The sequence below is a fragment of the Aliivibrio wodanis genome (assembly GCF_052920805.1).
Genome location: NZ_JBREXA010000002.1, coordinates 1 through 13,654 on the forward strand (window position 1 = coordinate 1; position 13,654 = coordinate 13,654).

At 38.6% G+C, this 13,654-nt stretch carries 12 protein-coding genes and 1 pseudogene; 8 read left to right on the forward strand and 5 right to left on the reverse strand.

The features are described 5' to 3' along the window. On the forward strand, positions 1-478 hold a 478-nt coding region (locus ACU5DF_RS07895; RefSeq protein WP_446712504.1), incomplete at its 5' end, for an AI-2E family transporter. Positions 479-554: 76 nt separating this feature from the next. Here the strand turns inward: ACU5DF_RS07895 and ACU5DF_RS07900 are convergent. Next, positions 555-689 (reverse strand): annotated as a pseudogene (locus tag ACU5DF_RS07900) (bacterioferritin comigratory protein); the annotation flags it as partial. Between the two features lie 686 nt (positions 690-1,375). Between ACU5DF_RS07900 and ACU5DF_RS07905 the strand changes: the two are divergent. Continuing rightward, positions 1,376-1,846 (forward strand): hypothetical protein, encoded by a 471-nt coding sequence (locus ACU5DF_RS07905; protein WP_446712445.1) that lies wholly within the window; start codon positions 1,376-1,378, stop codon positions 1,844-1,846. Positions 1,847-2,070: 224 nt separating this feature from the next. Here the strand turns inward: ACU5DF_RS07905 and ACU5DF_RS07910 are convergent, their stop codons facing one another. Then, positions 2,071-3,015 (reverse strand): retron St85 family RNA-directed DNA polymerase, encoded by a 945-nt coding sequence (locus ACU5DF_RS07910; RefSeq protein ID WP_446712505.1) that lies wholly within the window; start codon positions 3,013-3,015, stop codon positions 2,071-2,073. After that, positions 3,012-3,983 (reverse strand): retron St85 family effector protein, encoded by a 972-nt coding sequence (locus ACU5DF_RS07915; protein WP_446712448.1) that lies wholly within the window; start codon positions 3,981-3,983, stop codon positions 3,012-3,014. Before ACU5DF_RS07915 ends, ACU5DF_RS07910 begins: the two co-directional genes overlap by 4 nt. Before the next feature lie 533 nt (positions 3,984-4,516). Here ACU5DF_RS07915 and ACU5DF_RS07920 point away from each other — a divergent pair. Continuing rightward, positions 4,517-5,815, forward strand: coding sequence for a hypothetical protein (locus ACU5DF_RS07920; protein WP_446711289.1), 1,299 nt, complete (start codon positions 4,517-4,519; stop codon positions 5,813-5,815). Positions 5,816-5,929: 114 nt separating this feature from the next. Here the strand turns inward: ACU5DF_RS07920 and ACU5DF_RS07925 are convergent, their stop codons facing one another. Further along, positions 5,930-7,312, reverse strand: a complete 1,383-nt coding sequence (locus ACU5DF_RS07925) for a DEAD/DEAH box helicase (protein WP_446711290.1) — start codon at positions 7,310-7,312, stop codon at positions 5,930-5,932. After that, positions 7,306-7,836, reverse strand: a complete 531-nt coding sequence (locus tag ACU5DF_RS07930; RefSeq protein WP_446712450.1) for a VspR family transcription factor — start codon at positions 7,834-7,836, stop codon at positions 7,306-7,308. Before ACU5DF_RS07930 ends, ACU5DF_RS07925 begins: the two co-directional genes overlap by 7 nt. Positions 7,837-7,938: 102 nt before the next feature. On the opposite strand from ACU5DF_RS07930, the gene ACU5DF_RS07935 reads away from it, so the two are divergent. The 5 genes from ACU5DF_RS07935 to hsdR all read left to right on the forward strand — a co-directional run bounded on the left by ACU5DF_RS07935 (position 7,939) and on the right by hsdR (position 13,617). Next, complete coding sequence (locus tag ACU5DF_RS07935; RefSeq protein WP_446711291.1) at positions 7,939-8,250, forward strand: helix-turn-helix domain-containing protein; 312 nt, start codon at positions 7,939-7,941, stop codon at positions 8,248-8,250. 109 nt (positions 8,251-8,359) lie between these two features. Further along, the gene (locus tag ACU5DF_RS07940) at positions 8,360-9,520 is read left to right on the forward strand and encodes a class I SAM-dependent DNA methyltransferase (RefSeq protein WP_446712506.1); all 1,161 of its coding nucleotides are present in this window, start codon (positions 8,360-8,362) and stop codon (positions 9,518-9,520) included. Continuing rightward, positions 9,504-9,845 (forward strand): N-6 DNA methylase family protein, encoded by a 342-nt coding sequence (locus ACU5DF_RS07945; RefSeq protein ID WP_446712507.1) that lies wholly within the window; start codon positions 9,504-9,506, stop codon positions 9,843-9,845. Before ACU5DF_RS07940 ends, ACU5DF_RS07945 begins: the two co-directional genes overlap by 17 nt. Next, positions 9,845-11,008, forward strand: a complete 1,164-nt coding sequence (locus tag ACU5DF_RS07950) for a restriction endonuclease subunit S (protein ID WP_446711293.1) — start codon at positions 9,845-9,847, stop codon at positions 11,006-11,008. Before ACU5DF_RS07945 ends, ACU5DF_RS07950 begins: the two co-directional genes overlap by 1 nt. A gap of 35 nt (positions 11,009-11,043) precedes the next feature. Then, positions 11,044-13,617 carry an EcoAI/FtnUII family type I restriction enzme subunit R gene (gene hsdR, locus ACU5DF_RS07955; protein WP_446711294.1) on the forward strand — a complete coding sequence of 858 codons (2,574 nt, stop codon included), beginning with the start codon at positions 11,044-11,046 and terminating at the stop codon, positions 13,615-13,617. Positions 13,618-13,654: the final 37 nt, after the last annotated feature.

Below are 13,654 nucleotides of genomic sequence, written 5' to 3' on the forward strand. Positions count from 1 at the left end.
GACTAAGGTCTGGATTGAAATGAACGAACAGATCAGTAACTATATTCGAGGCAAAGTCGTTGAGATATTGATTGTTGGTGGGGTGAGCTATATAACCTTCTTTATTATGGATTTACGTTATTCTTTACTATTAGCAGTAATGGTCGGTTTCTCAGTACTTATTCCGTATATTGGAGCCGCCGCCGTCACTGTACCTATTGCGATTGTCGCCTTGTTTCAATGGGGGTTAACGCCTGACTTTTATTGGCTAGTTTTAGCTTATGCAATCATTCAGGCTTTAGATGGTAATGTGTTAGTACCAGTACTCTTCTCTGAGGCGGTTAACCTTCATCCTGTGGCTATCATTGTGGCTGTCTTGGTCTTTGGTGGGCTATGGGGTTTCTGGGGAGTGTTCTTTGCAATTCCATTAGCGACGTTAGTTAAAGCAGTATGGAAAGCATTACCAGCCACTGAGATTTCTCTAAAAGAAAACGTTTAGTGGTCTCGGTATAATAAAGATAAACAATAAAAGGCGGGCTTTAGAATAAGCCCCGCCTTTATTTAAATACTGAACATTATTTCTCGTTTAAATAATCTAAAACGACTTCATGATGAGTTTTGGTTTTAAACTTATTGAATACGTGCTCGATAATACCTTCTTCATTTATCAGAAAACTAATACGATGTAGGCCATCGTATACTTTTCCCATGACAGAGCACCCTTGAAGATATTCTAAGACGATAACTTTGACAATTTCATAGAAAAATCTTCTTTAACAGTGGTTTAGGTTGATATTTTTCATTTATCAACTACAAATATAGCAGTTGTCATAATTTTTGTAAATTTGGTTATATTTACCGACTTTCCAAGATGAAAATCTGTCATAAAAATCTTAGGAGAGGTATGAAGTGGAGCCACTAGGCCATACGACTGAATCGCTTGGTGATTACACCTGTATGATTGAACTTGTAACTCACTTCTGGAAAAAGATGAGTTGGCGACTCTCATGTTCTCATAAGTGCATTAAATATTGTCTAATATATTACACATTACGGTCATATAAGCGACACTTCGTGATGTTTAAATTGATTTATGTTACTAATAGCAAGAGCCACCTAACTGCTAAATTTTGGTGTGAGCCTTTAGCCTAAAAGAACGGGCATAGAATATATTACTATCTCGTTAATTAAGGTTTGATAAAGGAACACCAAGCCTTAATTCATTCGAGGATAGTTACTGTTGACTATTACTATACTCTGTAAACTTTTTAATACCTTTCTTATTCAACTCTAAGGCCCAGTCGTATTCTCCTTCAGTTGGATTATAATTATGTATGACCCAGTTTTTATGAATACCTACCTGGAACCTGCTACCTTTTGATATAAGGGTCTAACAATGTATATAAATACTCTAGACAACATTGAGTTCAATTTTAATGATTATGAGCGAGGACTAGAGCGAATCATTCGTGCTTATTGGGAACTTCAAATGTTGAGGTTTCATATTGTTACTGATGAATTAGACTCTTCCTTAGTTCATGAAATGAATCGAATTAACAAGTCACTTGGTATTACAGTTATAAGTATTAATCTAAATGATTTTTACATTGAATCTGATGAGATTAACAAGGCAATTGAACAAAATGAATACCCTAAATGGATTTGGTTTTATGGCATTGATGCTTTGAAAGACACTCAATTTTCAGGATGGCTAAGATCACGGTTGACAGTTAGGGCTATAGAAAATATACGAGTTGTATTTGTTGCTGATTCTAAAGAAGATCTTAGTAAGGTATTTGGAGATATTAAAAAGCCGTTCTACCATTCAACGATGCCTTTAGATATCAATTTTAATACAAATATATAGTAAGGCTTCTAAGTTATCTTCACTGCCCTTGATGGATCTGTTTTAGATTGTTCATACTAAGGCGTTTCCGCCTCAGAGCTACTCATGCAATGCCCTCATTACTATTCAGTAACATCTTACTTCAATTGATTAAAAAAAGAGTACGACACGAGAGAAATCAGAGCAACCACTGGCGACAATTGTATGTAGTGGTGTAGGGGCTAGAAGCGGGTTGTTAAGGCAGCTTAAAGTTTGTTAATAGTATTAACTTTTAGCAAGCTAGATACAGTTTCTTGTCCATATTTTGTAATCATTTTTTCTAGGAAATCAGATTCGATAAATGCTGCATGAGCTAATTTCCCGCTCAGCTTTAATGCATCTTCACTCTCTAGAAGATTAAGCGAAAAATGGTGAATTCCTGCTGATATTTTACGTTTTTTCTCTCTACCTAGACTAATGTTGCCGTCATTTGAAAGAGTTATACCTGTAACATGTCGATTATGCCCTTTGGAGGACAAGACCGTTTTTCTTAAGTTAACTTTAAAATTTCCATCATAAAGAATCCCGATAATTCTTCTCACCTTTGCCTGATAAGATAAAAGTACGCCTTTTTTATTTGTTGAGAAAGTAAGATCATCTGCATAACGAGTATAAGTTACTCCCTCCGCATGGCATGCCTTGATTATTTCTTCATCAAATCTATATAAGATAAAGTTAGAGATTAAAGGAGAACTTGGAGCTCCAATACTCAACTTAAGCTGATTTGAGCGTCTTGTTTTCCAAAAAAGAAATCCTTCTAATAAATTCTTATCAATATCTGAAACTTCAATATTATGGTATCGACATTCTTTAAAAAATAGCTCAGGTTTTATGCTTGGGAAAAAATTTTTCAAATCCATTTTCAGTAAATACTTCTTACTAGCATGTGGTAATGCATTGTCTTTGATACTTTTTCCTTTTATATACGCAGTAGCTGCAGAGTGAATAGGAAGGTTTGGTGCAAGCAGAGCTATTATTAATCTTTGGACAAACTTAAGCTCTTTTGAGGGATGAGCGATGAGCCTTGTTTCATCTGAATTTCTCTTGGCTATAGTATAAACTTTGTAGCGATAAGGAGCGGTAGTTGCAAAAGAACGGAGCTCTTTTTCATCCATGAGTAGTATTGTAGAAAGTGACTTGAATAAACTCATTTCTGTGCCTCCTCAAGGATAGTATGAATTTCTTTACCTGCAGCGATTCGTTTTCGAGAAGCGCCATCTGAAATATCCGTGACGTATGACATTTTTAGACTCATCTGTAACTTCTTTTCATCGAATGGAATACCTGTTTTACTTATACCAAATTTAACTCGTGGTTTGTCTCTAATTATCGGGTAGTAATACTTATAACCGCTGTATTCATAAGTATCCAAATAACCAAGTTTGTTCAATAAGTACAGTAAACGTGTCACTTTAGATTTATCTTCATCCAAGTTTAGAGACGCAAGTGCTAGCTCTATCTCAGTCAACAATATAGGGTAAGAGAGTCGAACTACTTCTAAGATCAACAGAGCAACATGCCCTGAGTTGTCAGGAGAATATTTAGGGTGTTTAGGAATATTATCTCGCTTTTCTAGTAGAGAAGCGCACAAATCTTGTAGATGTATATCTGGGTATTCAAGTACTGCTGTGGATGGCCAAGGATATATAGCAACTGACGATGGTTCTTTGCTTCGGATGTGATAAAGAGGACCGAGATAAATGAAAGAATCTTCTTCTTCCGTCTCTTTTCTTGGGGCAATGATAAGTAATTTTTTATAAAAATTTGGTTTGGTACAGAACATACCGAGTTCAACTAGAGACCCTGGGCTTTCAAGAAAAATAACAACGACAGAAGCCACTTGTGCTATGTCATCTTCAAAAGTCAATAAATCACGATATGCGTGTTCTTTAAAATAATCCTTAAATGATTCCGCAAGAATAATTTCGCTTTCAATATGTGGGTGTTTTACAGCAAGATCGCTGATGAAACGCTGACGGAAGCTAAGTGGTATGGTTTCTCTGATGTCAATTTGTCCACCACAAACAAAAATTCGATGGTCTGGATAATTAATTTTAAAATTATTTACATCAAATGACTCAAATGCATCAATTACCGCATTTTCAAATTTTTTGCTCACAGTAGTCCTGTTTTATCAAAAAAGATAGACGGTTCCAAATGAAGAACCGTCTATTGCTTTTAACTCTTTACTCAGAGGCTAGCGTTAGAACTTTTCTGACGCTCCTGAGGCACGAAGGATCGTTAGAAAAGTTCTAACGCAACCCTAAATGCACTCAATAAGTTAGTGTCTGGCGAATCGCCCGACAAGGTGTGATATTTATCAACCCAAACGCTAAAGAGTGATTCGATTGTATGTGACCTGATTACTTATAGCAAGAACTAACAATGGGTTAAGAGAAGCAAGGAACAACATCATGGGATGAATTCAGATAATTCTAGCAATAAAAATCTCATTAGTAGCGTGTGAATGAGTATTTTCCATAGCTGATAAATAGGGTAAAACTATTGTAATTTACCTTGCTTCAACTAATTCATATTTTGAATCACAACGTAAACGATGTCGTTTAATCTGATATTATCGAATATTGTTCTTAATACGCTATGCATATACACGTGCAATTCTTGCGTCAAACCATGAGAGCCGTTAACGAAATGAATAAACACCTCAACCTTTTTAGAACCTACGCAAAGAAAGAACGTACCTACCAATTAGAGAACGACTTAACCCGGGCTCTGGCAATTTGTCTTCAAGAAGATGCTTTATTTCTTCATGAAGTTCTCCAGTTTATTTTTGATGGGGATGCACGCTACAACAAACTTTTTCAAGACATAAATAAACAGCCAGAACTTAATATCTCAATTCAAAAAAATGCCCAAAGTATTGAGGGCTATAAGCACATCTATGCAGTTAGTTTGAGTCAAGCGGAGATGGTTAATTTCTGGGATCAATCGCGAGTGGATGAATATGATCCAATATGTGATTTAGTACTTACTATTAACGATGTTTGTATAGTAGTTGAAGCCAAAAGAGACGGTATTGATTGTACGGCTCAGCTGTATAACCAAATCTTTAATATCCTCCGTAAGGACAATTTATCTCTAACTGAATGCAAAGATATGGTTACAGACAGGGATCTAAATTGGAAGAGGTTAATGACAATTGCTGTGAAAGTATCTAGCTTTGAAAAAATGAGTGGCAACAAAAACCGTTTCTTAGCTGATTTTATTCAATTGGTGCGAGATCATAACCCTGAGTGGCTTCCTGCAACGCCAATTGCTTCTCTAAGCCCTAAAAGTTGTAATGCGATATATAGACGAATTCGTATTGCTGTAGAGGATTTTGAAGCAGCTAGGGGGAACTTGAAGCTCTTAACCTACAATGACCGCCTTGGGACAAACTTTTCTAAGGGATGGGCAGATGAAGTACTTTATGAGGCTTGTCCAGAAACAGGTGATTTGGTGGCCTCAATCTATCCTGGAAATACTAAAACACAGGGATGGCATATCTTTCACAAAGATCCCGAATTTAGCACAGATATACTTTTAAATGGTCAATCTTACCCTCTATCTATTGGCTATCACGTTAAATTTTCAGGGCAGGCTTATGTAAGCGGCCTATGGTTTGATGATCGTAAGATGAAAAAGAACCTATACACTCATGAAATTTTCAAAAACAAGACTGGTCGGTACATGAAAGAAATTTGGTCTGATATTGAAGAATTGCTTGATGAGCATTTATCTTACGATTGGAGAAAGCAATGTGAGTGGCAGACGAAGATTCTAGACTCAAATCGCACGGTTATAAATATGGCGATTGGCTACGTAATTACATTAACAATACCTAAAGAAGCTTTGGATAAGCTCGATACACAAATTCATGATACAACGCAGTTAACAAAGATTGTTGGCGATATCTATGATGCCTTTGAAAATGATTTGATAAAAGACTAGTAGATTATTTCGGCAGTATATGACCAGCTTTCAGGTGTGGATAAATACTGCCGAGTATCAGACGATAAAGATGAAAGTATCGTTTTGACTCTTTGAGTAATGCGTCTAACTTTATTACATGGTAGAAAACGCCGAAATAACCCTCTGCCTAAAAGCTCCAAGCCGAAGCTCATCAAACGTCCCTAGAGTCCCATAAAGAGTGCTTGTACTGCCTGTACCACTTCCCCAAGATACTTTTGAACCAGTATGACTTTGAGGCTCAAACAAAGGCTTTTTATCATTCAAGCTATTTCGTTTATTGGGGAGTTCGGTTTCGATTGGTTTTCCCATATACGCATAAAGACATGACTCAGGAATATCGTGTTCAATTCGTTCTGCAAACTGGATAAGGTTTTGCTCCGCAAACGTAAATAACCATGCGTGTTGAGCCGTGGAAGAGTCGACTCGCAAAATACGCCCTAGCACTTGCCTGAAATACAATTCCGTCTTTACAGAGCTCATATGGCAACACACTTGAAGTCTAGGGATGTCTGTCCCTTCACTTATCATACCTACGCTAACGATCCATTGAGCGTCGCTTTGTCGATAACGATCTATTTCTGCAAGCGGTTCTTCATGTCGATAAGTAACAATCGAAACGGTTTGGCCAAACTTTTGAGAGAGTACTTCTTTGATAGCTTGTGCATGCTGAACTGATGCAGCGACAACGAGTCCACCGGCATTTGGAGAGTCTAAGCGCACTCTTGCTAGTCGCTCACACCCTAAACTTAGTAGATATTCCATCGCTTCTTGGTTGTGAATTACACTCTGGTAAGATGCTTTTGTCTGCTTAAGCATCTCTAATATTGATGAAAAAGATTCCACTTTTTCGCTACTACTAACAGACAAGTGTTCATTATCAATTAACACGATTTTAGGCGATCTACAGACACCATCAGTAATCGCTTGTTTAAGAGTATATTGGTAATCGACAAGAAGCTGTCCGTCTGGATCGCTGTATTCACCCATCACAATAGGTAAAGAGTCTGAGCGCCATGGTGTTCCTGAAAGTGCAAGTGTAAAAGTAGCAAGCCCTTGAATCTTAGTTAGAACTTGCTGCCCCCAAATGTTCGCATTTTCAACCTCAGAGCCAGAGCAGTGGTGTATTTCATCAAAAACAACAAAGACTCTGTGATTGCGTAATGTTTGCCAAAACTCATCATTGAGGAACTGGATAGATTGGTAGGTTAAAGATTGCCCGATAGCTCCCATCCCACCATTAAATGTGCAATTAAGGAATGATGAAAAGGTTCTTTTAATACCATCAGAAACCGTCAACGATGGTGAAAAACACAATACAAGATCCACCATGTCGTTTTGTAGCAGTCTTGATGCAATATTAGCAGCAAGTACCGTCTTTCCAGCCCCAGGTGTAGCTTGGCAAAAAAAATGGGAGCAGTTAGATTGGTATTTCCCCAACGCTCTGTCAGAACATTCACTTTGCCACTCTCTTAACATGCTTCATTTCCTTCATAAAGAGTGTTAAGAACCTTTGTTAAAACGTTCACTTTACCGAGTAATAAAGCTGCGCGCTCCTTAGTCTGCTGATGCAAAGGGGCCAGTTTATTTTCTAGCTCAGGAAATCGGGATATGATCGACTGATACTCGTCAACCTCCCCAAGCACTATCTCTAGTTCGCCCTTGTATTCATTGCGCTCATTGTTCAAAACAGAATAGTCTTGAACGAGTACTTGAGATTTTTTAATCACTTGATTATTCGTGGTTACATTTTCATGTAACTCTTTAAATTGATCAGTTTGAAAGTAACGTTTTGCCCGTCCAGAGCCCTCCGTTCGCAACCAACTTTTCTTTTCAAAGTGAAAAATTGCTCGATATACTTTTTTACGAGCTTCAGTAGAACTGGAGTTTACGTTATTAAGTGATAGCCACAAATCCCTAGCTTCTAGTACGGTGAACCCATTTAACCCATTTTCTATTAATAACTTGTGCATCACCGCACCAATTCTTCGAGATTGTTTCATTTTCAAAATCACACCAACTAAAAACTAAGTATTGCTTAGTATACAAGAATCAATAAAACTAAGACAATCTTAGTTATTAGAGTCTACCAAAATGAAATTTAAGTGTTATTTATTAATCCAATCCCAGAGCGACTCAAACAAGCTCGTAAAAAAGCGAAACTCTCTCAAAAAGCATTGGGAGTGTGCATAGGTATGGATGAAAGTTCAGCAAGCCCTCGAATGAATCAATACGAGAAAGGCAAGCACACCCCTGATGTTCAAACCTTAAAACTCATCGCTGATGAACTAGGTGTGCCGCTTAATTATTTCTTTTGTGAAGATGAAAGCGCAGCCGAGTTAGCGTGCTTAATTTCTCAAATGACTAAGAGCGAAAGAAAAAAACTTATTGCATCACTAAATCAAAGTAAAGACTAAAGAAAAAGGGTATATTCCCCCTAATTTCATAATTCAATTTGCTATGGGTTTCTCTGGAGAATATTAAGCCTCCTTCCCATAACTTAGCCGCTATCAGGACATTCAAAACATGTTTGAACAAGTATTCAAGAACGTTGATGACATCTTCCATAAAGATGCAGGTTGCTCTTCTGAGCTAGATTACACAGAACAATCCTCATGGATGCTGTTTTTAAAATACCTTGACGATCTTGAGTTCACCAAATCCCAAGAAGCGGAAATGATGATGGAGACTTATGAGTACATCATCGAAGAGCAATTCCGTTGGAGCAATTGGGCTGCGCCTAAAGATGCTGATGGTAAGTTTGATCACAACAACGCTTTAACGGGTGATGACCTGATGGATTTCGTTGATGGTCAGCTTTTCCCATACCTAAAAGGCTTTAAGCAACGTGCTGATAGCGCAAACACCATTGAGTACAAAATTGGTGAGATTTTTAGCGAGATAAAAAACAAGATTCAAAGTGGTTATTCACTGCGTGATGCACTTGAAAAGATTGACTCATTACGTTTTCGCTCACAGCAAGAAAAACACGAATTAAGTCATTTATATGAAGCTAAAATTAAAAACATGGGTAACGCCGGTCGTAACGGTGGTGAATACTACACTCCGCGTCCATTAATCCGAGCGATGATCGATGTTGTTCAGCCTAAAATCGGTGAAACCATTTACGATGGCGCAGCAGGCTCGGCGGGGTTCTTGTGTGAAGCCTTTGATTATCTACGTCAAGGTGGTCGCGAAAAAGTGAAGCTTAGCACCACTGATTTAACGACACTGCAAAACGATACGTTTTATGCCAAAGAGAAAAAATCTCTGGCGTATGTTATCGCTATCATGAACATGATTTTGCACGGCATTGAAGCGCCTAACGTATTACACACCAATACACTTTCTGAAAAGCTACAAGATATTCAACCAAGCAGCCAACACAGCATCATCCTAGCTAACCCACCGTTTGGTGGTAAAGAACGTAAAGAGGTTCAAGAGAACTTCCCTATCCAAACGGGTGAAACAGCATTTTTGTTCTTGCAACACTTTATCAAAATGCTCAAACCCGGTGGTCGTGCAGCGGTTGTTATTAAAAATACCTTCCTAAGTAATACTGATAAGGCGGCAATTGCACTTCGTAAGGAACTGCTTGAAAACTGTAATTTACACACCGTGCTTGATTGCCCAGGTGGTACGTTCTTAGGTGCGGGTGTAAAAACGGATCGTGCTCTTCTTTACTAAAGGCGAACCAACGCTTAACACTTGGTTCTATGAGCTAAATGTCGGTCGTAATATGGGCAAAACAAACCCACTAAACGACAAAGATTTAGAAGACTTTGTTAAGCTGCAAAAAGCCGCGATGGGTGATTTGAAAAAAGGGGTTTCAGATAAATCATGGTCATTAGCCATTAGTGATATTGATGAAGCCACTTATGACCTATCGGTTAAAAACCCGAATGTTGAAGAAGCGGCACCACTGCGTGAGCCTAAAGTAATTATTGAGGACATTATTAAACTCGACAAAGAATCTGAAGCAATTTTGGCTAAGATTCAGGAGTTGTTGTAATGATTGAAGCTGTTAACGAGTTATCAAATGGCTGGTTGGAGTCTACTTTAGGGGATGTTGGTAAAGTATCGATGTGCAAGAGGATTTTAAAAAAACAAACCTCTGCTACTGGTGATATTCCATTTTTTAAAATAGGTACGTTTGGTAAAGAGGCAAATGCCTTTATTACTGATGAGATCTACCAAGACTTTAAAGAAAAATATTCATTTCCTAAGAAAGGCGATATCTTAATTTCAGCTTCAGGAACGATTGGACGCAGAGTTATTTATGATGGGAAGCCTGCTTATTTTCAAGATTCAAATATCGTTTGGATCGATAATAATGAAAAAGTAGTATTAAACGAATATTTATATATGTTTTATGGCGCTTGCGACTGGAATCCGTCAAAAGGAGCAACTATTGCAAGGTTGTACAATGATGATTTGCGACGGATTAAAATACAATTTCCTGAAAGCCTAGAAGAACAAAAACGCATTGTGGCATTACTCGACACTATATTTGCCGACTTAGAACAAACACGCGCTAAAACCGAACAAAACCTAAAAAATGCCCGTGAGTTGTTTGAAAGCAAAAAGCTTAATTTGTTTGAAAGTCTTGGTGAATCTTCGAATTTAAGTTCTTTACCATTAGTTTGCGATGATATATTTGCAGGTGGCGACGCCCCTAAAAAAGGTTTATTTTCAAAGGAGCAAACCAAAGAATTTAATATCCCTATCTACGCCAATGCAGTGAAGAATAATGGCCTCTATGGATTTACTGATTACTCTAGAGCCGATGAACCGTCAATAACTATTGCAGCCAGGGGAAGTGGTACTGGTCATATCGAATTGAGAAAAGAACCATTTTTTCCAATTGTGCGACTAATTGTATTAACACCAAATAAAGAAATTATTGGTTTAGAGTATTTGAAGCATGCCCTACAAACACTAGATATTTTAAGAAGTGGGTCGGCTATTCCTCAATTAACAGTGCCTATGATCAAAGAATATTCGGTCCCCGTACCAGATATGATTACTCAGGAAAAGATAGTCAGCGAACTACAAAGTTTGAAGCGATATATTGACAAGATAGAGGTTATTTACCGTAAGAAAATCTTAAAGATAGACGAACTTAAAAAATCCATCTTACAAAAAGCCTTTAGCGGCGAGTTAACGCACGACTAATAGTCGGCCTAAACAGTATACACAAGGTAAGTGTCATGAGTAGAAATGAATCTGAAACCCGTGCTGAGTTAATCTCGCCTAAATTAACGGTAGATGGTTGGGGTAAAGCTGATCACAGCATTATTCGCCGTGAGGTGAGTATTACTGCTGGACGTATTTTAGGTGGCGGTAAACGTGGCTCAAAACTCAGTGCAGATTACGTTTTAGAGTTTCAAGGCCGTAAACTTGCTGCCGTTGAAGCTAAACGTGAAAGCCTAAGTTACACCGAAGGTGTGCGCCAAGCCAAAGACTACGCTCAACGTTTACAGTGCCGTTTTGCTTATGCCACAAATGGTCATGACATTTACCAAATAGACATGCTGACGGGTGAAGAACAACTCGTTGAACGCTATTTAAGCCCTGAAGAGATGTGGGCGATTGCCTTTAACGGTGATGATGGTAAAGCCGAGCCAGCATTTACGAGCACTTGGCGTGAAAACTTTGCAAAAATTCCGTTTGAATGTAAAGGCGATTGGCAACCACGTTATTACCAAGAAAACGCCATTAACCAAGCGTTAGAGGCAATAGCAAAAGGCAAAGACCGTATTCTACTCACACTTGCAACAGGCACGGGTAAAACCTGCATTGCCTTTCAACTGTCATGGAAGCTGTTTAAAAGTCGTTGGAGTTTACAAGCAGCTAAGAATCCAAGTAACGCTAAAAAACGCCCACGTATTCTATTTTTAGCCGACCGAAATGTATTAACCAAGCAAGCCTTTAATGATTTTGGCGCTTTTGGTGAAGATGCCGTCGTGCGTATTACCCCAAGTGAAATCAAAAAAGCTAAGGGTGTGCCTAAAAACGCCAGTATATTTATGGCAATTTTCCAAACGCTAATGACCGATTCTGCAAATAAACACAGCTTAAATGCAGAAGAAGTTGAAGATGAAGAGTTTGAACAAGCGGTAATAACAGATACAAGCAACTGTAACTTCAGACAATACCCAGAAGACTTTTTCGATTTTATCATTATTGATGAGTGTCACCGAGGCGGTGCGAATGATGAGAGTTCATGGCGAGATATTCTGGATTATTTCTCTCCTGCGGTGCAGTTAGGTTTAACAGCAACACCAAAACGTACTGACAATGCTGATAGTTATAAATACTTTGGTGAGCCAGTTTACAGCTATACCTTGAAACAAGGCATTAACGATGGTTTTTTAACGCCATTTAAGGTGTATCCGATAGTCGGCACCATGGATGAGTATATCTATACACCGGGCGATGCTGTTACGTTTAAAGGCAAACCAGAAGTAGGCAAAGTTTACAAAGAAGGTGACTTTAACCGCATCATTGTAATGCCGCAGCGTGAGCAAAAGCGTGTGCAGTATTGGATGGACCATATCAATCCACGTGAGAAAACCATCGTGTTTTGTGCCACACAAGAACACGCAGGCATGGTACGTGACTTAATCAATCAATACGCGGTTAAAAAAGGGTGGACGACTAACCCAAGCTATTGTGTGCGTATTACTGCAAATGATGGTGCAGCAGGCGAAAACGATCTTCGTACATTCTGTGATAATGAAAAAACCATTCCGACCATATTAACTACTTCACGCAAGTTATCGACAGGTGTAGATGCCCGTAATGTGCGAAACATTGTGTTAATGCGTGAATGTAAAAACATGATTGAGTTTAAGCAGATCATTGGCCGTGGTACGCGGATGTACGATGGAAAGTCATTCTTCACGGTGTATGATTTTGTCAAAGCGCATCATAACTTTTCTGATCCTGAATGGGACGGAGAGCCGTTACCGCCAGACGAAAAACCAGAGCAAGAGCCATGTGATATCTGTAATAACAATCCATGTAGTTGCGTATGCGAAACCTGTGGATTTAACCCATGTAACTGTGTCATAGAAGATCCTGACGTGCTTTGTGGCAAATGTTTTCACTCTCCTTGTCAATGTGTTGTAGAGCCTTGTAATAACTGCGGAGACTCGCCGTGTAGTTGTCCTATAGGTGATAATGAAGACGATACGGGTAAACCAGAGAAGATATTCATTACGTTAACCGATGGGAAAGTGCGTCAAATACAGCACATGAAAAGTGTGTTGTTTATGGGAGCCGATGGCGCAATGCTGACAGCCAAACAGTTCGTAGAGCAATTGTTTGGGGACTTACCAAGGTTTTTTGCTAATGAAGATCAGTTACGTGAGATATGGAGTAATCCAAATACCCGTGAAAAACTATTAGCTGATTTATATGAAGCTGGGTACGACGATGAAAAACTCGATAGTATGAAAAATATTATCGATGCCAAAGACAGTGACGTATACGACTTATTATCTTTTGTGGCTTACGCTAGAGATACGCATACACGTAAAGAGCGTGTCGCAATTGCAAAACCTGCTATTTCAAGTCATTTTGACGATCACCAAGTCGCGTTTATAGAGTTCATTCTAGATAAGTATGTTGACGAAGGGGTTCAAGAACTAGCCGCACAGAAAATGCTTCCCTTAGTCGAACTTAAATACAACACGATAAGTGATGCAGCAGAAGTGCTTGGATCACCAATGGCGATACGAGATACGTTTATTGGATTTCAACAGTATTTATATGAGTAGGAGCAATTCTGCCCCTATTCAGTATTGAACTTAATAC